The sequence below is a fragment of the Hymenobacter ginkgonis genome, from assembly GCF_009755225.1.
In the GTDB taxonomy this organism is placed as follows: Bacteria; Bacteroidota; Bacteroidia; order Cytophagales; family Hymenobacteraceae; genus Hymenobacter; species Hymenobacter ginkgonis.
In genome coordinates, this window is sequence record NZ_WQKZ01000004.1 from 324,304 (window position 1) to 341,540 (window position 17,237).

The window sequence follows — 17,237 nt, forward strand, 5'->3', positions numbered from 1 at the left end:
GAGGCTATGCAAGTAATTTGATTTTACGAGCGATGTATTCTTCTTCCGTAAGTGCGCCCTTTTCTTTCAAGTTGAATAAGCGCTCTAGTTCTTGGGCCACACTCATAGCAATAGACTCGACGGCTGATGCTGGTGTGGTAGCTATTATAGCCGCTTGAGATTCTGCGGTGTCATTCGGCGCCGGGGTTAGTGTGGTCGCTCGCGTAGCAGTAGATGAAACTGCTTGCATGACGGCGGGTGCAGGTGTTGCTATCTGCGTGGCAGCAGGAGCAGGCATAGCTACACGAGTAGCTACAGGAGCAGGCGCTATGCGTGCTACAGCAGCAGGTGGAGACAGCACTGCTACAGCCACAGGGGCGGTATCTTTGGTCAAGGCCCAGATGAATGCTATAAGCCAGCCTAGCCCCGTCCAGCCGCCGAGTAGATTAAGCCAGAAAATAGCCGTTGCGTTACGCTTACCGCGCGCAATGAGTGTCGGCAAAAAATAGAGTGCCCCTGTTATGAGTAGGATGAGGAAGCCACCCATTGCAGCACCAGCATCACTGTCTAGTAGTAACGAAGTAAAGACTCCAATCATAAAGTATTCAGACTTAGGTGGGAAAGCCGAAACTTACACAGAGTTCTATGAATATGCAAATTTTCTTAAAATCAAACAAGCAGTTCTTATAATCAAGCAAAAGAAGAGAACGGCTTTCACCATTATCTCCTCGGCGTAAGCCACCACACAAATAGTATTGTGTAGGTATTCCCATCGGCTTTCTGGTATGGGCCACGCAATCACCTGCTGGCTATCACGCAGACTGAGCTCCATGCTGTCGCCTTCAATATCAAATATTAAGACACCCTTATAGTCCTCCTCGGTGTGGCCGGGTGGCAGGCAAAATAGCGCCGTGTCGAAATGTCAAAATCCTTAAAGCGCTGCATTTGTATGTAGCCAAAGCTAGCGCGGGCTTTGAAGCTCACGTGGCGCAGCATAATAATGGGGATATTAAAGAGGAGCCCCAACGCTTGTACGTTGGTCTGACTGGGAGGACTACGAATAAATTTTCGTGCTGCTCATAGGTACATAATTAAAAAGCCTCAGTCAATCTGACAAAGACTTTTTGCTACTGGCTGTAGGACACAGGCTAGCTCCTTTCCTTACTCAAATTTACTAGATTCGGGCAAAAAACCGGGGGCATATTTTCAAAAACTGCTTTTTCAAGGCATTGGATGAGATATTATAATATTTGGTGGTACTGCAGGTAGCGCCGGTAATCGAACTCGCCCAGGTTGGCGGGGCCCTTGCTGGGCTCGGGTGCACCCTGCACCAGCCACACATCGCCGTAGCGCGGCGTGGGCACGGCGGTAGTGGTTTCGTGGCGGGGTAGGCTCACCCGGATGCCGCCGCTGGCTACCTGCCAGCGCCCCGCCACGCGCACGGCTTGCACGCGCAGCGTGGTAGCGAAGGTGTTGGCTCGCACCACTGCGGGCTCGTCCACGGTGGCGCGGTAAAACTCGACGCGCGGCGTCACGTGCGTGAGGTGGTCGGGGCGGCGGCTTTCGGTGGCGGCTTGGCTGCGGGCGAAGCCCAGCGCGGCCACGGCCAGTAGCGCCACCACCCCGGCCGCATCGGTAGCGGCGGGGGTAGGGCGGCGCTGGCTCCAAGCCCAGCTCAAGCCACAGAGCACCGCCAACCCGGCGGCCCAGGGCGCCGCGCTACCCCCCCAGTTTTGCCCGAGGTAGAGGTAGGCCGCAATGCCCAGGATGAAGGCCAGCGCCAGACGAATAAAAGGAGCAGCTGACCAATTCAGCATAAAGCATAGCTACTAAAAAGCTGCGCAATATAGCTGATTAGATAAGTAGCCTATCCCAGCACCATTTTGTAGTGTTGGATGTCGCATTCTTCAAACATCTCACCCACCTTTTGAAAGCCCGTGCGCTCGTAGAGCGGGATGGCGCGCAGCTGCGCGTGCATGTATACCTGGGCGGCATCGGGGGCTTCAGCCCGCACATCGGCCAGCACTTGGTGCACCAGCGCCTCGCCTACCCCCTGGTTGCGGAAGGAAGCGAGCACGGCAAAGCGCTCCATCTTCACCCCGTTGTCGGTGGGGCGCCAACGGGCGGCGCCGGCGGGCTGGCCGTCTACCTGAGCCAAGTAGTGGCGGGTGGTAGGGGCGCGGTCGTGGGCGTCGTACTCAGCATCGGCGGGCACTTTTTGCTCGTCTACAAATACTGCTTCGCGAATAGTAAAGGCGGCGTCGAGGTCGCGCAGGTCGGTTATTTTAAAAACGGTGGTCATGGCTTTTTTCGATTTGAACAGCAGCGGGCTTGCCTGCTGCCTGCAAAGAAAAGAACGTCCTGCTGAGCTTGCCGAAGCAGCTCACGCGCGCCATTGGAATACTATTCCAACGAGGCGAACAAGATGCTTCGGCAAGCTCAGCAGGACGTTCTTTTTCGTCAATTTATGCTGGCTCCTCTACTCTACAGCGCCTGCTCGTGGTTGACGGGCAGTTCCTCCGAGTCGGAGGTATCGAGCAGCGGGCGGCGGTCGCGGCGGTCATCGTCGCGGCCGTAGTTACGCTCGTTGCCCTCGCGGCGGCGCTGCTTAAACTCGGCCTCGCGGCGCTGTTCGGCTACGTCAAATTTGTCGTAGGCCTGCACAATTTCCTTCACCAAGCGGTGGCGCACCACGTCTTCAGACGTCATCTCGACATAGCCAATGCCGGGGATACCCTTCAGGATATCAAGCGCTTGCATCAGGCCCGACTTCTGGCGGGTAGGCAAGTCAATCTGGCTGCGGTCGCCGTTCACCATCACCTTCGCGCTCGGGCCCATGCGGGTCAGGAACATCTTGATTTGCGAGGGGGTAGTGTTCTGCGCCTCGTCGAGCAGCACAAACGCGTTGTTTAGGGTGCGGCCGCGCATGTAGGCCAGCGGGGCAATTTCGATAATCTTGTTCTCTTGGTAAAATTTCAGCTTTTCGGCCGGAATCATATCCTCCAGGGCATCATAAATCGGGCGCAGGTAGGGGTCTACCTTCTCCTTCATGTCGCCGGGCAGGAAACCGAGGCTTTCGCCAGCCTCCACCACGGGGCGCGAGATGATGATTTTCTTAACTTCTTTATTCTTAAGCGCCCGCACGGCCAGCGCCACCGAAATGTAGGTTTTGCCGGTGCCAGCGGGACCCAGCGTGAAGGTGAGGTCGTGCTTGAGCACGGCGTCCACGAGCTTCTGCTGGTTCTGGGTTTTGGCCTTGATGACGCCGCCCTTGGCCCCAAACAGGATAACGTCGGGCGAGGCGGCCAGTACCCGGCTCTCGGCCTCTTCGGAGGTGGCGGAGAGGTGCAGGTTCACGTCGCGGTCCGTCACGACGCCATACTGGTGGTAGTGCTCGATGAGCGAACTGAGGATGTCGTTGACGCGTGAAATGACTTCGGCAGGGCCTTGAATCTTAATTTCATTGCCACGCGATACAATTTTGGAGCCCGGAAAGGCGGCCGCAATGCGGCGGATATTCTGGTTGTCGGCCCCCAGGAACTCAACCAGGGAGACGTTTTCGAGGGTGATGACTTTTTCGACCAAGCGAGGGAGGCAGGGGGATAAGGGAAGGAAAAGCGACTACTGCGGTGCCTAAACGGCGGGTGGCGCCCGGTTGGCACCATTTTTACTACATGCCCGGCGGCGCTAGGCGGGGCCGGATAACCAGTACAACGGGACTACTTTTGCAGCCGTTCCAGTTTCAGCGACTGGCGACCTAACAATACTACGAAAAAGCAAGCAACTGCGGGCATGGGGGTACTAACGCTACTAACGGATTTGGGCTACCGCGACCACTACGTGGCCTCGCTCAAAGCGCGTTTGCTGCAATTAGCCCCCACCCTGCCGGTGATGGATATCACCCATGGCATCGAGCCTTATAACATTGCGCACGCCGTGCACGTGCTGCGGGCCGTGTTCCGCGACTTCCCGGTGGGCACTACCCACCTTATTGGGGTGAGTGACTATGGCGCCAGCCCCGCCGGCGCCGTGGCTGCCCCCGCCTGGCACGCCGCCCAGCACGAAGGCCACTATTTCGTGGCCGCCGACAATGGCCTGCTGTCTCTGCTTTGCGATGGTGTGCCCGAAAATCTGGTGCGCCTCTACCCGCCCGGCCAGGGGCAGGTAGCGGTTAGCCCTACCCCCCCTATCAACCCGCACCTAGCTACCCTCAACCCCACGCGCGAGGTGTTGGCTCCGGCCGCCGTGCGCCTGGCCCAGGGCCAGGCCCTGGCTAGCCTAGGCCCACCCACCACCGAGCTATACATGCTCACCAACCGCCAGTTGCGCCTGCAAGACAACCGCGTGACCGGCCACGTAGTGCACGTAGACCACTACGGCAACCTAATTACCAACATCTCGCGGGCCGCCGTGGACGTGGTAGGGCGGGGCCGGCTGGCTACTGTGCATTTCGGCCGCGAGCAGGTGCGCGAGCTGCGCCCGCACTTTGCCGCCGCCCCACCCGGCGAAATCGTGTGCACCTTCAACCCGCAAGGCAGCCTGTGCGTGGCCATCAACCAGGGCAATGGCAGCGAGCTGCTAGGCCTATACTTCGACTCGCAGGTGGACGTCCGGTTTGAAGGCGAATAATCTTTTGCTGATGCATTACCAAACGAACAGTGCCCCGCCGCAGCCACTAAGGCTACAGCGGGGCACTGCTTAATGCTGGCGAGGGTTAACGTGCGGTAGAATCTACTTTCGCAGCAGCACTATCGGCCGCCGCATTAGCTTCTTTGGGCACTACTACGGCAGTGTTTTCGGTGCTAGTAGCAGTGGGCTCACTGCTGCAAGAGGCAAGTAGGGCAACCGCAGCCGGAGCGGCCAGCCACAGTGCGCGGAAGGAGGAACGGGTCATAAAATGAACAAGTAGAAAAGGTAAGGTCACTTATACGCCGGGGGGTAGCGGAGGTTAAACGCAAGCGTGCTTTTCGGGCAGGCAGTTGGTGGCTAGCCGTACCTTACGCCCCCCATTTTGCTGCCCATGCTCCTTCGTATTGTTCGCCTCACCTTGGTTCCTGCGCAGGTGCCCATGTTTTTACAGCTATTTCGGCAGTCCGAAGCCCGTATTCGACAGCAGCCCGGCTGCCAGCACCTCGAGTTGTGGCAAGATGCCGACCAACCCCACATTTACTGCACTTACAGCCACTGGGCCGATGCCACGGCTCTCAACGCTTATCGCCACTCGGCCTTGTTTGGGGAGGTGTGGCCCGCCACCAAGCGCCTGCTCGCGGCACCCGCCGAGGCTTTTTCAGTGGTAAAAGCTAACTAATTTCCTCAACCTGCCAACCCATAGCACCTCTTCGCGGTACGCTATAGCCTAGCTAATCTTCGTTAGCGCGGGCCTACCCCCCGTATTTTCCCATGCCTGACTCTTCTAATTATTTCGCCTTTTATGGCTTGCCCGAGGCCTTTTTACTCGACGAAGCTACCCTCAAAGCAAAGTATTACCAGCTTAGCCGCGAACTGCACCCTGATTTCCACGCCCAGGATACGCCCGCTGCTCAAGCCGAGGCCCTCCGCCTGAGTACCCTCAACACAGACGCCTACCGCACCCTCGCCGATCCCGACCGCCGCATGGCGTACCTCCTCGGCCAGCACGGTTTCTTAGAAGAAGGTAGTGCCCAAAATCAGCTCCCTTCCGATTTTTTGATGGAAGTAATGGACCTAAACGAGCAGCTAATGGAGCTAGAGTTCGGGCCCGACCCAGACGCCACCGAAAAACTTACAACGGAAGTAACCGTTCTAGCCGATACGCTCGACGCTGGCATTCAGCCCGTTCTAGCCGGCTACGCGGGTCTACCTCCCGACCATCGCCCCGCCGCGCTAGCGCAGGTGAAAACGTATTACCTAAAAAAGCGCTATCTCTTGCGGCTTCGCCAACAATTGGCTACCTTTGCGGCCCGCTCGTGAGTTACCGGCCGAGCGGAATAGTTTGCCCAGATGGCGGAACCGGTAGACGCGATGGTCTCAAACACCATTACCGCAAGGTGTGCCGGTTCGACTCCGGCTCTGGGTACTAGGAAGTACAGACAAAAGGCCCTAAAGACTGCTTAGTTGTGCACTAAAGCAGTTTTTAGGGCCTTTTTGCGTCCGTCCCTTTTTGTATTTACTCCTATTTGCGGCCGTATTTGTTCTACCAAATCTGCTACCAAAAATGACAGTAAAATTTGTCCTTCGGGAAGACAAGACCGACAAGAACGGACTGGCCCCAGTGTTCATAATCGCCCACTTTGAGGGGCTGCGGCTGCAGGGCTTCACCCGCGAGAAATGCCTAGCTAAAGAATGGAATGCCGACAAGCAGCGGTTTCGGAAAGCGAAAGAGGGCTATGAGGAAGCCAACAATGTACTAGATGCGATTGCGGAGCGCGTGCAGAAGCGCTACCGGGAGCTGCGCACAGCGGGCACTCCGCCGACGCTGGCGCTGATACGGGAGGTAATTAATCCGACCGCAATTGTGCCCGAGCTAGGGTTCGTGGAAGCGATGACGGCCTTTATTGAGGTGCTGCGCGGGCGCGGGTATGCCTTCAACACCCTGCGGCACTACGGCACGGCTCGTAACCATTTGGCTACTTTTCTGGCCTCGGGGCGGCGCAAGAAAATAAACGTGGCCAATTACGATGGGGCTACCCACGACGATTTCGTGAAATACTTGCGCACCTCTTGCGGGCTAGGGGCCAATGGTATTTACTCGGTGGTGAAAGACTTGAAAACGTTTTTGCGCTACGCTCAGGATGAGCGGCAGCAGACGCTGGGGCTGGAGCTGAAACGGGTGGAAGTACGTTACGCCGACCAAGCCAAGACCTACCTGAGCGGGGCGGACCTGGCCGCGCTAGCGGCGGTAAAACTCTCGGCCACGTTGGAGCCGGCACGGGACGTGTTCTTGTTCTGCTGCTACACCGGGCTACGTTATTCCGACGTGGCAGCCCTGCACGGCGGCAACCTGCACGCCTTAGGTGCGAATGGCGACGGCGACCAAGTGCTGCGGCTGGTGCAAACCAAGACGCGGGCCACTGTGAGCATTTACCTGAGTCGATTAGCGGCGGATATTCTGGACCGCTACGCCGCGCCGGAGCGCTCGGGCGACGGAGCCAAGCTATTGCCAGTTCTGGCCAACCAGCCCATGAACCGCTATCTGAAGAAGATAACGCAGCAAGCGGGGTTGAAACGGCTGGTGGAAGTGGTAAGCACGGCCGGCGGCCGAGTGGTGAAGGAGGCCGTGCCGCTGCACGAACTAGTGACCATGCACACGGCCCGGCACACGTTTGCAGTGCAAAGCCTGCTGCGTGGGATGCCGGTGGCGGTGCTGCAACGGGTAATGGGCCACTCCAAAATTCAAAACACTATGAAGTATGCCCAGGTGGTGGAAGAGCTGCAGCACCAAGCCATGCGGGCCGCCGGGGACGGACCGGCCACGCCGGCCGCTGCGGTGCTGGACAATGCGGTGTGCGCTGCGATGGCCGCAGCCTAGGCAGTGGTCGAGGTCGCGCATGGCTAGTATTATTGTGGCTTATCACAAGCCTACTTAGCACAGCCATGAGTGACCTCGACCAGCAGCGGGCGGACCTACCGCAACGCGGCCTTTCTACAATGGCTGACTTGGTTAACTTGCTCGGCCTGCTGCTACCCGCCGCGAAGCTCACGCCTCGGAAGGCACAACTGCCATTTGCCGAATCGCAGCTACACTCGCATTTTGGCGGGATGCCCTATTTTGAAACTGGCGAAGTGTGGTGTGGCCGACTACTAAGACGAGACAGCCGCTGGACTTCATTATGCAAGCAGTAGCTAGCGAGGGCGCTGGGCTACCGAATGGAATAGACTTGGTGTAATTATTCTACAACTCGAGGAGTTTCCGTGGGATACTGACCAAGAGGGCTAGTTGGTCAAAACTTATCCGACTATTTCACCGGAGCGCGCGCATGTCATTGCGCGGTCAGCCTCGCTGGTTGAACTGGTGTTTTGTGAAATCGACTTCACCTACTATTCAAACTTTGCCTGATTGGGATGGGATAGATGATTATCCAGAAGTTGCAACAGTGGGGACGCTGGCTAGTTCTCTTCATGAAGAGGAACCTTGGGAAACTTACAATCAAGCCGTGAAGCAGCTTATTGGCGAGCAGGCTTTTAAGTCAACAGTGGACGGGCACCCTGCCTGGGTACAAGGAGGCGCTACGCCCGTTGATGCGGCTAGACAACGCCTACCCCTCCTGTTTCAAATTGATTCGAAAGATGAAGCAGGTATTATGTTATGTGAGGCAACTCAGGTTTGGTCTACGTTTTCTACGACCCGCAACAGGTAGGGCAGTTCTTTTTTAGATTGCAGTGCCTAGTAGTATTTGTAATTGCTTAACCGATTCAAAGGGCTGGTTCAACCATACACGAAGAAGATGGTGGTGCTAGCTGTGGTTTTGGTATAGTCCAGGAAGTATTTAAAGTTTCGCAAATCCTGTCCGAAGCTGTGGCCGATGTAGCCGTCGTCCATATCCAAATAAAATTGGAGAAATAGGCGGTATTGTAAGGGCTATTGTATTGATACAAATTCAGCAGCATGGGCAAGTCATCTATAGCAGAAAGCTTGCTAAGCAATCTTTCCACTGTAGCGGAAACCCTAGTGATGTTACCGGCCATTTTGGCGCAGTCTGCTTCTGCTGTTTGCCATATTGTTTGCCTTTCCTGCTCATCGATGGCTACTGCTAGGCGATAGTCTACGTCTTTATCCATGGAGTAGCAGTCCAACTCGTAAATGAACCCGACATCTACTCCCGTCCTCCCGCCAGTCTACTCAATTGGTTTAGCTCCGTTTCCCTTCGTGCATTTCCTTGGTGGCAGATGAAGTTGCAGAAGGACCTACTGAGTCCATCGTTGCCAATGCAGGCATGCTCACCCAAATCAAATTCTTCCTGATTATTTACGCACAAAAAGGTACCGAGTCCCATGTCGGTAACAAGTAATCAGTTACTTCACAAGCCTATAACCCCTAAGCTATTCATGTCTCGTCCGCTGCTTCGGATAGTGCACCCTCAGGTACGCCCCCCTACTAGAGGTGACATCTTTGTTAGTGGCCAACCTGGTTAAATTAGGCTATGGCGTAGCTGAGTTCTAGCTGCGGTCGCTGGAAAACACGACGAAGCCAGCCAAGGCTGTAGGAGCAGTATCGCGAGTTCGCAGGGCTAACTGATTAATGGATAGGTAAGCGGCCCGCATTCGCTGGCGCTGACTGGCCTCGTGGTCGGTGATGAGGCGATAGAACCGTTCGGCTAAGCACAGGTTGGTTTCGCGCACAAGACGGGCGGCTTCGAATAGCTCGGCCCTCAGGTGGCGCAGAAAATCGTTGGCAGGCAACTGCCGCTCCTGCACCAGTTGGTAAGTGGCCGTAGTTAAGGCTTCTGACTCGGCTTGTTACACCGGGTCGGTGAGGAATTCCCAAAAGGTATAGGAGCTGCGGCCCTGGTCCTGCTACTTCAGGGCCTCGCGGCTATCGAGGACAAAGTCTAGGGTTTGACCGCGTCTACCCGTGCTTTGTAGCTCGCACTCGTACCGAGCTTTAATAAGGGCCTAAAAATGTTCATTGACCGTGCAAAAATCTTCGCGCAGGGCTTTGCCTAATTGATTAATGTTGCTTACTTCCCAGCTGATGTGGCTGCTGTAGGTAGGAAACTCCGGCTGCTCTGAGGGCGGCAACCACAGTGGTGAGCGGCGCTTGCCGCCAGTGTAGCTTGGCCAAGCGAGTGGCTTTGTCAGCGGCACTATTCTGCATCAGTTCCTGAGCTTGTGCATGATGTCGAGAAAGCACGACTCAGTGGTAACAAAGTTGGGCTTACAAAGCTTATCGAGCCAGAGCAGAGTTTGACCGGTAGCTGAGGTCAGGTTGTACTGTTCTCACCCTGACCTAGGATAAGGAAGCCCAGACTGGTGCCATTCACTTGACCGAAGCTCCCTATAAGGTGGCCTTCCCAGGTAGCCCCTTGTGATTGAGCATTATCTTCTACCATCCATAAGCCATGGCGGCTAGCTATTTCTTGAATAGCGCTCATTTCACAAGCCTGCCCATACAGATGCACCGGCATGATACCCTTAGTACGCGGTGTGATAGCTGCTTCTAAGCGAGTAGGGTCGAGGTTATAAGTATGCGGGTTAGGCTCAACTGGCACGGGCACGCCTCCTACAAATGAAATAGCTAACCAGGTAGCTATGTAAGTATTGCTAGGCACAATCACTTCATCGCCGGCCTGCACGCCTAGTGCCTCCAGTGCGAGATGCAATGCATCTAAGCTGTTAGCTACGCCTATCGTATGAGCTACTTTATTAAATAAGCTGTACTCAATTTCAAAAGCTTTTACCTGCTCGCCTAGCACGTACCATTGATTATCGTAAACCTGTACAATGGCTGCTAGTATCTCAGCACGTATTGGAGCGTGCTGAGGAGTAAACGAAAGAAATGGTATACTCATCAGAAAAGACCACAAACCAAACTATTCTACAAACATACATCGTCAGAAAAGAATAGCTTGAAGCAAGTCTTATGCGAAAATAATCTAGCGTTTAGGCGTAAGCTACTTGCTTTATCTAAGCAATAACATGCACAACTGTACCTACCATTACGATAAGTATACTTGCCATGAAGACTTGGCCGTTAACAGCAGGCAGCCTATTAGCATTGGCAACCTAGCCAAGAACTATTAGTGGCTCAACTATATGTTTGGCATGAGTTAGCGACTACGGCCGTCGTGGTTCGGCAATGGGTAGGCTTAGTGTAAAAGTGCTGCCTACCCCCACTTCACTTTCCACCGTGAGCGTGCCGCCGTGGCCATAGGTAATGATATCGTAGGCCAGCGAGAGGCCTAGGCCAGTGCCTTCGCCGGTGGGCTTCGTAGTAAAGAAGGGCTGGAAGACCTTGGCCCGCACAGCGGCGGGCATGCCCGTACCGTTGTCGCGCACGGCTAGCTGCACCTGCTGGTCGGTGTAGGTAGCGCGCACGCGCACGGTGGGCGCATAGCCAGGCTCGCCGGTTTGCTGGCGCTGCTGCACGGCGTAGAAGGCGTTATTGTACAGATTAAGTAACACTCGGCCTAGGTCTTGCCCTACCCCCCCCACCAGCGGCAAGCCGGCCGCAAAGTCTGTGTGGAAGGCCACGTTGAAGGTTTTATCTTTCGCCCGTAGGCTGTGGTAAGCCAGCAGGAAGTACTCTTGGCAAAGAGCAGAAAGGTCGGTAGGTAGGTGCTCGCCGGCGCTAGGCCGGCTGTGCTCGAGCATCCCCCGCACAATGCTACTAGCGCGCTGCCCGTGCTGGGTGATTTTGGCCATGTTTTGGCGCAGGTCGCCTACCAGTTCGGCCTCCAGGCCGGTGTCGCGGGCGGGGCGTATCTGTTCTTCGGCCAACTCGTCGAGAAGCTCGGTGCTAACTTCCGAGAAGTTGTTGACGAAGTTGAGCGGGTTCTGAATTTCGTGGGCAATGCCGGCCGTGAGCTCGCCGAGGCTGGCCATTTTTTCTTTCTGAATGAGCTGCTGCTGGGTGGCGCGCAGTTCGGTCAGGGCCAGCTCGGCGCGGTTGCGCTGGCCCACTACTTCTGCCGTGCGCTCGGCTACCAACTGCTCAAGGCGTTCGTTTTGGGAGGCCAGCAGCTGCTGTTTTTCCTGCTCTTGGGCACTGGTGCGGGCTGATAGTTCTTCTACTTCTTTTAGCCGAATGGCCAACTCCTTGCCGGTGCGGGCGTAGCGCTGACCCAGCAACAGCGACAGTATCAGCGGGTTGGTGATGTAAGAGCCGTTTAGCAGCATATTGCCCAGCACATAGTGCGGGGTGAGGGCCGTTACGAGCGTGCCCGACATGAAGAAGAACGCGCCCACCAACATGGCGGCTACTACTGCGGCGGCGCCCATTTCGTGCTGCTGCTGCCCGCGCAGGCTAGCCCGAATAGCATCGGAATAGATGCCAAAGGCAAAGACATAAACCGTAAAAAACGGCGCCCACCAGCCCATAAAATTCAGCACCACCGCCGTAGCAAACAGCCCTAGCAGCAGGCGGTAGGTAGCGCCCCGCGGCTGGTTGGCCATGATGTAAATGGTAGTCAGCCCCCAAATGGCGGCAAAAGTGGTGCAGGTGATGTCGGCCAGGCCAGCGCCAAATACCACCGCCGTACGCTCAGAACTGAGCCACGCCACGCCGGCTATGGCCGCGCCCAGCGCCGCTGGCAGCGCGTAGCCCGAGTAGTAAAGGTTGCCTCGCTCCTTGCGAAACCACATAAACAGCAGCAGGTGCACGAAGCCCGCAAAAAACAGCAGCCCCGCCCGGCCCGCAAACTGAAAGCTGTCGATGCGGCGGTCGGCGAGGTAGCGGGCAGCGGCTTCAGCGGGCTCGTGCACTTCGAGGCGCACGGCGGGCGTGCCTTGCAAAAGCATTCCTGACGAATAGGTATAATACAGGTTATCAACCCCAAATGACCAATGCACCCGTATTTCTACTGGCCCAGCTCGGGCGAAGCGTATAGGCACCGGCTCGTGGTTGAGGTAGAGCGTTAGCTCGCCGCCGGTGGCGCTTGGCAAGCGGCCACGGCGACTTAGCAGCTGCCCAGCGAGGTAGATTTCGGTGGCCCCGGTTTGCGAGAGCGTGAGGGCCAGGGGGCGCCCTACCCACCCAGCGGGCACCAGCAGGCGGTAGCGCCACCAGCCCTCGCCGGCCCGGCGGGCGGGGGGTAGGACGTGCAGGTTCTGGGTAGGGTCGAGGGGCTGCCAGGCGGGGCCAACTGCCGAATCGGGGCCGGGGCGAAACGCCCAGCCACTGGGGCCCAGCAGCACCCCCGCCGGCGGCAGGGGGGTAGGCCGGCCCAGCGCGGACCCCGCAGCACAGAGCAAAAAATACAAGTAGAAGCAGCAAAAACGCATGACCAGCAGGAGAAGCGAAAAGGCAGGGGTAGGCACAACCACGCAAGGCTGCGCGCCGCTATTTCACGCCGCGCAGGCGGTGCCACCAGTAGTTGGCTTCGTGCAGCAGGCGGGTGGGCCAGCCCTCCAGCACATCGGTCCAGGGTAGGCCCTGGGCAAAGCGCTGGCGGTCGCGCCAGCGCAGCACGGCCAGGATGTCGGGCTCGTGCAGGGGCCAGATTTGGCAGAGCGGCGCGCTGCTGCCGGTGGCCACAATAATGCCGTTGACGGCGCGGCGGGCTGCCTCGTTGGCGCCTTCCATCGTGGCTAGGTCGGTGTTGGTGCGCACATAGTCAGAGGCCAGAAACAGGTTTTGGATGCCGCAAAAGCTCTCGGGCCGCAGGCTCCACGAGTTGGCCGTGTTCACGAGCAGTGGCTCGGTATTGTGCGCGGCCGCAAACGGGCTTTGAATGGGCGGCGGCACTACGTGCTCGGTGCCGGGCTCAATATCGGAGTCGATGTGGTAGCGCACCAGCATATCGTCCGTCAGTAGAGATGTGCCATCGGCTTGTACTAAGCTCTTTTTTAGCTCTTCCCACACCTCCTTGGCCACTTCGGGCAGCTCGCAGTCGGAGGCCGTTTTGCCATTCAGGCCCTTATTAAACCAGTCGCTCACGTCTATCGAAATCAGGCCCTTTACCTGGCCATTGCCGTAGCCGGCTAGCGGGTGCTGGGGCCAGAACTGCGCCTGCGAAATACCGGTGAGCGCCCACGGCGAGTCGAGGCAAATGACGTGGCCGGGGGTCAGCGGCACGTCCACGTTGAGGTAGTACTGAATGCCATTCATCCAATTCAGGGCCTGGGTGGCGGGCGCGGCCAGTGTTTGGATGAAGCCCAGCGTGGCATCGACGGCCAGCATATCGTCGTTGATGAGCTGGGCCATGCGCTCGACCGGCACGGCGGCCACGTAGTAATCGGCCTCGATGAGCTCCTCGACCGACTCGACGTCGCGGCGCATGTAGGCCGCCGTAATGCGCCGGCTAAACGGGTCGCACGTCAGGCGCGTGATGTAGTGGTGCTGGTGGTAGCGCACACCCAGCGCCCCGGTCAGGTGCTTCAGCCAGGGGGTAAGCCACACTTCGTTGGTTGGCCCGTTGAGCACGCGGTCGGTGTGGGCTTCGGGGTTGGCCGTGAGCAGCAACAACTGGAGCAGAATGTCGCCGCCGGTCTTGATGCTCATTAGCTTGGGCTGGGCCGCCACCAGCGAGTGCGTAAGGCCACCCACGCAGTAAATTTCGTACGGAAATGGCACGGGGGGCGGCCCCACGCCGTCGCGGTGGCGCTGCTCATCGGTTTGCATAAACTGCCACCAGCTCATGCGCTCGTACACCTGCTGCCGCCGCTCGTAGCTCGAGGTGAGGATACGCCACAGGCTGTGGGCAAACAGGTGCATATCGCTGCGCGTCAGTCCCGTATCGGCGCCGGCCAAGTCCTGCAAAATGGTTTCGAGGTCGGCCAGGGTCTTGGGAAAGTTGACCAGCGCCGGCAGCGGCGGCCGGCCAAAGCGGGCCAGCAGCACCCGTTGCGAGGCCACCAAGTTGTCGAACACGCCCTGCGGATTATTGCCGTAGGGAATGCGCTTCATCGTGTCGGTAATGTGGCGGTAGAAACCCGGAAAGAAGCGGAAACCGTGTTCACCGGGCAGGTCGGGGCGGCCATCTTTCCCAGTGTTGGGCACGTTTACCGAGCGTGCCTTACCGCCCACATACTCCGGCTGCCGCTCATAAACATCCACCGAAAAGCCTCGCTCGGCCAGCTCGTGCGCCGCACTCATGCCCGCCACGCCCCCTCCTAGTACAGCAACCTTGATAGCAGAAGTAGGGGTAGAGACCATAGTTCGCAGAATACAGTGACATTAACTGATACATCTTGACTACCAAGACTTAAAGGTAAAAAAAATACCGATATTATTTCATTGTTTAAAAGAGCGCCAAATTCTCTATTTCGCGTTCCGTACCACGCCGCCACTGCCCAGTCGGCCGCCATGCTAGCCACCGGCCACCGCCAGCAGAAAGCAACCCGGACACTAGAAGGCGACCGGCTTAGCGCTGTTGAGCCAAGCGGGGGTAGGCAGCCGGCCTACCTACCCCCCTACGCCGTGCCGTGCTGGCGGCGGGCACTCGCGCAACTATTGCCAAGCGTAGGGGTTAGCTAGCCATGGAAACGCCCGCGCTGCCCACCTTCAGCTTCGATGCCTACCCCCAGACGGCCGAGCCGCTACCGCTCAAGCCGCCTACCGACGCGTTGGCGCAGCTGGTGGTGTACCGGCGCGAGGAGCGGTTTGCTACCTGCCGCCAGCACATCGAGCTGCACCGGCGCGCGTTTTATAAAATCTCGCTGTTTGGGGAAGGTGGGGGCACGTTCACCCTCAACGACGAAGTAATCAGCGTGGCGCCCCAGTCCATCCTGCTCGTGCGGCCGGGCACAGCCCTGAGCTGGCGCCTGCACGAAGGCCGCCAAACCGGGCTCTACGGCTTCTTCTCCCCCGATTTTTATAATGCGGGTTTGCTGCCCGGTTTTCAGCTCCAGGCTGTGCTGGCCGGCGGGGCGCCCTACGTATACCACGCCTGTACTCCTACCGAATACGCGGCGCTCTGGGAGAGTGGCGAACAGCTTTATGCCCAGCAGGCGCACCCCGAGAAAGCCCGCCTCTACCTGCGCTTATTGCTGGCTGATGTTCGCCCCTGGGAGCAGGCGGCGCCGCGCGGCGCGGCGGGCGCAGGCCATACCGTGGTGCAGCAGTTTTTGCACCTGGCCGAGGCACGCTTGGCCGCCGGCGAGCCCGCGCTACCTCTCGATGCCTACGCCGAAGCCCTGCACCTGGCCCCCAAATACCTGAGTGCCCTCTGCCGCCAGGCCACCGGTAAAAGCGCCGCCCACCTGCTCCGCGAAAAGGTGGCCACCGAAGCCAAAGTGCTGCTGACTGGCACCGCGCTGCCCATCGGCGAGATTGCTTACCGGCTGGCTTTCTACGACGTGGCCCATTTTTCGCGCTGGTTTAAGCAAGCGGCCGGCCAGGCACCATCGGCCTACCGGGCGCAGTTTGGGGCGTACAAATAGTTCGGCACTTGGTACAAGGCGGCGGGTAGTGGCCGCCGGTAGTTTTGTGCTTCGGCTCCGCAGGTGCGGCGCTTAGCCTGCGCCCGATGGCTCCTTTGTGGGCCGCGGGCGGGGCGTTTTCGTACTCAGTAGTTATGGATAAAATTGCGTTAATCGTCGGGGCTAGCGGCATCATCGGCAGCAACCTTGCCCGCGAGCTGCTCGCCACCGGCTGGACTACCTATGGCCTGGCCCGCAACCCCAAAACCGACGTGCCGGGCTTGCAGCCCGTAGCCGCCGACTTACTCAGCCCCGAAAGCCTGCACACGGCGCTGGCCCACGTGGCGCCGACCCACGTTTTCCTCACCAGTTGGATGCGCAACGACACCGAAGCGGAGAACATCCGCGTGAACGGGGGCATGGTGCGCAACCTGCTGGCGGCGCTTGCGCCCAAGCACTCGGTGCAGCACGTGGCCCTCGTGACGGGCCTCAAGCACTACCTCGGGCCGTTTGACTCGTATGCCCGGGCCGGCTCGCTGCCCCCTACCCCCCTGCGCGAGGAGCAGCCCCGGCTGCCCATCGAGAATTTCTACTACGCCCAGGAAGACGAGGTGTACGCCGCCGCGGCCCGCGATGGCTTTACCTGGAGCATTCACCGGCCGCATACCATTATTGGGCAGGCCGTAGGCAACCTCATGAACATGGGCACCACGCTGGCCGTGTACGCCAGTATTTGCAAGGAAACGGGCCGGCCGTTTCAGTGGCCGGGCTCGGAGGCGCAGTGGCATGGCTTGTCTGACGTGACCGATGCCCGCATTATTGCTAAGCAGCTGGTGTGGGCCGCCACGGCCGAAACTGCCCGCAACGAGGCCTTCAACATCGTGAATGGCGACTACTTCCGCTGGAGCTGGCTCTGGCCGCGGCTGGCCGCCTGGTTTGGCGTCGAAGCCGCCGGCTTCGATGGCACGGTGCACCCGCTGGAAACCGAGCTGGCCGGCGATGCCGACGTGTGGCGCGACATCGCTACCCGCCACCAGCTGGCGGTACCCGACTTGAACAAGCTGGCCTCGCCCTGGCACACCGACCTCGACTTGGGCCGGCCCATTGAGGTGATGACCGACATGTCGAAAAGCCGCCGGGCGGGCTTCACCACTTTTCAGTCTACCGAGCACTCGTTTTTCGATTTGTTTGCGCAGCTGCGAACCGACCGGCTGATTCCGTAAAGCAACTGATTACTTGCCCGCCCGCTAGCCCCGGGCGGG

General features: G+C 58.4%; 16 protein-coding genes and 1 tRNA gene. 9 read left to right on the plus strand and 8 right to left on the minus strand.

The features are described from left to right. Positions 1-4: 4 nt before the first annotated feature. From GO988_RS17420 to GO988_RS17435, 4 genes are all read right to left on the minus strand, one after another. Positions 5-577 (minus strand): superinfection immunity protein, encoded by a 573-nt coding sequence (locus GO988_RS17420; RefSeq protein ID WP_198172866.1) that lies wholly within the window; start codon positions 575-577, stop codon positions 5-7. A gap of 643 nt (positions 578-1,220) precedes the next feature. Further along, positions 1,221-1,796 carry a ComEC/Rec2 family competence protein gene (locus tag GO988_RS17425; protein ID WP_157567883.1) on the minus strand — a complete coding sequence of 192 codons (576 nt, stop codon included), beginning with the start codon at positions 1,794-1,796 and terminating at the stop codon, positions 1,221-1,223. A 50-nt stretch (positions 1,797-1,846) separates the two neighbouring features. Further along, positions 1,847-2,281 carry a GNAT family N-acetyltransferase gene (locus tag GO988_RS17430; protein WP_157567885.1) on the minus strand — a complete coding sequence of 145 codons (435 nt, stop codon included), beginning with the start codon at positions 2,279-2,281 and terminating at the stop codon, positions 1,847-1,849. Positions 2,282-2,463: 182 nt separating this feature from the next. After that, positions 2,464-3,564 (minus strand): PhoH family protein, encoded by a 1,101-nt coding sequence (locus GO988_RS17435; RefSeq protein ID WP_157567887.1) that lies wholly within the window; start codon positions 3,562-3,564, stop codon positions 2,464-2,466. Between the two features lie 207 nt (positions 3,565-3,771). Between GO988_RS17435 and GO988_RS17440 the strand changes: the two genes are divergently transcribed. The 7 genes from GO988_RS17440 to GO988_RS17470 all read left to right on the plus strand — a co-directional run bounded on the left by GO988_RS17440 (position 3,772) and on the right by GO988_RS17470 (position 8,315). Then, positions 3,772-4,608, plus strand: a complete 837-nt coding sequence (locus tag GO988_RS17440; RefSeq protein ID WP_157567889.1) for an SAM hydrolase/SAM-dependent halogenase family protein — start codon at positions 3,772-3,774, stop codon at positions 4,606-4,608. Positions 4,609-4,999: 391 nt separating this feature from the next. After that, positions 5,000-5,287: a putative quinol monooxygenase gene (locus GO988_RS17445; RefSeq protein WP_157567891.1), complete on the plus strand. Its 288-nt coding sequence runs from the start codon at positions 5,000-5,002 to the stop codon at positions 5,285-5,287. A gap of 92 nt (positions 5,288-5,379) precedes the next feature. Then, on the plus strand, positions 5,380-5,928 hold the full coding sequence (locus tag GO988_RS17450; protein ID WP_157567893.1) for an iron-sulfur cluster co-chaperone HscB C-terminal domain-containing protein: 549 nt from the start codon (positions 5,380-5,382) through the stop codon (positions 5,926-5,928). Positions 5,929-5,952: 24 nt separating this feature from the next. Beyond that, positions 5,953-6,034, plus strand: a tRNA-Leu gene (locus GO988_RS17455). 138 nt (positions 6,035-6,172) lie between these two features. Continuing rightward, positions 6,173-7,486, plus strand: coding sequence for a site-specific integrase (locus GO988_RS17460; RefSeq protein ID WP_157567895.1), 1,314 nt, complete (start codon positions 6,173-6,175; stop codon positions 7,484-7,486). Between the two features lie 65 nt (positions 7,487-7,551). Next, positions 7,552-7,800, plus strand: a complete 249-nt coding sequence (locus GO988_RS17465) for a hypothetical protein (protein ID WP_157567897.1) — start codon at positions 7,552-7,554, stop codon at positions 7,798-7,800. Positions 7,801-8,006: 206 nt separating this feature from the next. After that, complete coding sequence (locus GO988_RS17470) at positions 8,007-8,315, plus strand: YwqG family protein (RefSeq protein ID WP_157567898.1); 309 nt, start codon at positions 8,007-8,009, stop codon at positions 8,313-8,315. A gap of 799 nt (positions 8,316-9,114) precedes the next feature. Here GO988_RS17470 and GO988_RS17475 read toward each other — a convergent pair. From GO988_RS17475 to GO988_RS17490, 4 genes are all read right to left on the minus strand, one after another. Beyond that, complete coding sequence (locus tag GO988_RS17475) at positions 9,115-9,372, minus strand: hypothetical protein (RefSeq protein ID WP_157567900.1); 258 nt, start codon at positions 9,370-9,372, stop codon at positions 9,115-9,117. A 506-nt stretch (positions 9,373-9,878) separates the two neighbouring features. After that, positions 9,879-10,466, minus strand: coding sequence for a DegT/DnrJ/EryC1/StrS family aminotransferase (locus tag GO988_RS17480; RefSeq protein WP_157567902.1), 588 nt, complete (start codon positions 10,464-10,466; stop codon positions 9,879-9,881). Positions 10,467-10,731: 265 nt separating this feature from the next. Continuing rightward, on the minus strand, positions 10,732-12,867 hold the full coding sequence (locus tag GO988_RS24250) for a sensor histidine kinase (RefSeq protein ID WP_232341571.1): 2,136 nt from the start codon (positions 12,865-12,867) through the stop codon (positions 10,732-10,734). Positions 12,868-12,955: 88 nt separating this feature from the next. Further along, positions 12,956-14,770 (minus strand): hydroxysqualene dehydroxylase, encoded by a 1,815-nt coding sequence (locus GO988_RS17490; RefSeq protein WP_157567904.1) that lies wholly within the window; start codon positions 14,768-14,770, stop codon positions 12,956-12,958. A gap of 323 nt (positions 14,771-15,093) precedes the next feature. On the opposite strand from GO988_RS17490, the gene GO988_RS17495 reads away from it, so the two are divergent. Further along, positions 15,094-15,996, plus strand: coding sequence for a helix-turn-helix domain-containing protein (locus GO988_RS17495; RefSeq protein WP_157567906.1), 903 nt, complete (start codon positions 15,094-15,096; stop codon positions 15,994-15,996). Between the two features lie 134 nt (positions 15,997-16,130). After that, on the plus strand, positions 16,131-17,198 hold the full coding sequence (locus GO988_RS17500) for an SDR family oxidoreductase (RefSeq protein ID WP_157567908.1): 1,068 nt from the start codon (positions 16,131-16,133) through the stop codon (positions 17,196-17,198). Positions 17,199-17,237: the final 39 nt, after the last annotated feature.

Excerpts from the sequence above, each read along its gene's own strand:
- GO988_RS17450 (WP_157567893.1), top strand. The coding sequence starts at position 5,380 with ATGCCTGACTCTTCTAATTATTTCGCCTTTTATGGCTTGCCCGAGGCC.
- GO988_RS17495 (WP_157567906.1), top strand. The coding sequence starts at position 15,094 with ATGGAAACGCCCGCGCTGCCCACCTTCAGCTTCGATGCCTACCCCCAG.
- GO988_RS17465 (WP_157567897.1), top strand. The coding sequence starts at position 7,552 with ATGAGTGACCTCGACCAGCAGCGGGCGGACCTACCGCAACGCGGCCTT.
- GO988_RS17425 (WP_157567883.1), bottom strand. The coding sequence starts at position 1,796 with ATGCTGAATTGGTCAGCTGCTCCTTTTATTCGTCTGGCGCTGGCCTTC.
- GO988_RS17460 (WP_157567895.1), top strand. The coding sequence starts at position 6,173 with ATGACAGTAAAATTTGTCCTTCGGGAAGACAAGACCGACAAGAACGGA.
- GO988_RS17440 (WP_157567889.1), top strand. The coding sequence starts at position 3,772 with ATGGGGGTACTAACGCTACTAACGGATTTGGGCTACCGCGACCACTAC.
- GO988_RS17445 (WP_157567891.1), top strand. The coding sequence starts at position 5,000 with ATGCTCCTTCGTATTGTTCGCCTCACCTTGGTTCCTGCGCAGGTGCCC.
- GO988_RS17480 (WP_157567902.1), bottom strand. The coding sequence starts at position 10,466 with ATGAGTATACCATTTCTTTCGTTTACTCCTCAGCACGCTCCAATACGT.
- GO988_RS17490 (WP_157567904.1), bottom strand. The coding sequence starts at position 14,770 with ATGGTCTCTACCCCTACTTCTGCTATCAAGGTTGCTGTACTAGGAGGG.
- GO988_RS17420 (WP_198172866.1), bottom strand. The coding sequence starts at position 577 with ATGATTGGAGTCTTTACTTCGTTACTACTAGACAGTGATGCTGGTGCT.
- GO988_RS17430 (WP_157567885.1), bottom strand. The coding sequence starts at position 2,281 with ATGACCACCGTTTTTAAAATAACCGACCTGCGCGACCTCGACGCCGCC.
- GO988_RS17500 (WP_157567908.1), top strand. The coding sequence starts at position 16,131 with ATGGATAAAATTGCGTTAATCGTCGGGGCTAGCGGCATCATCGGCAGC.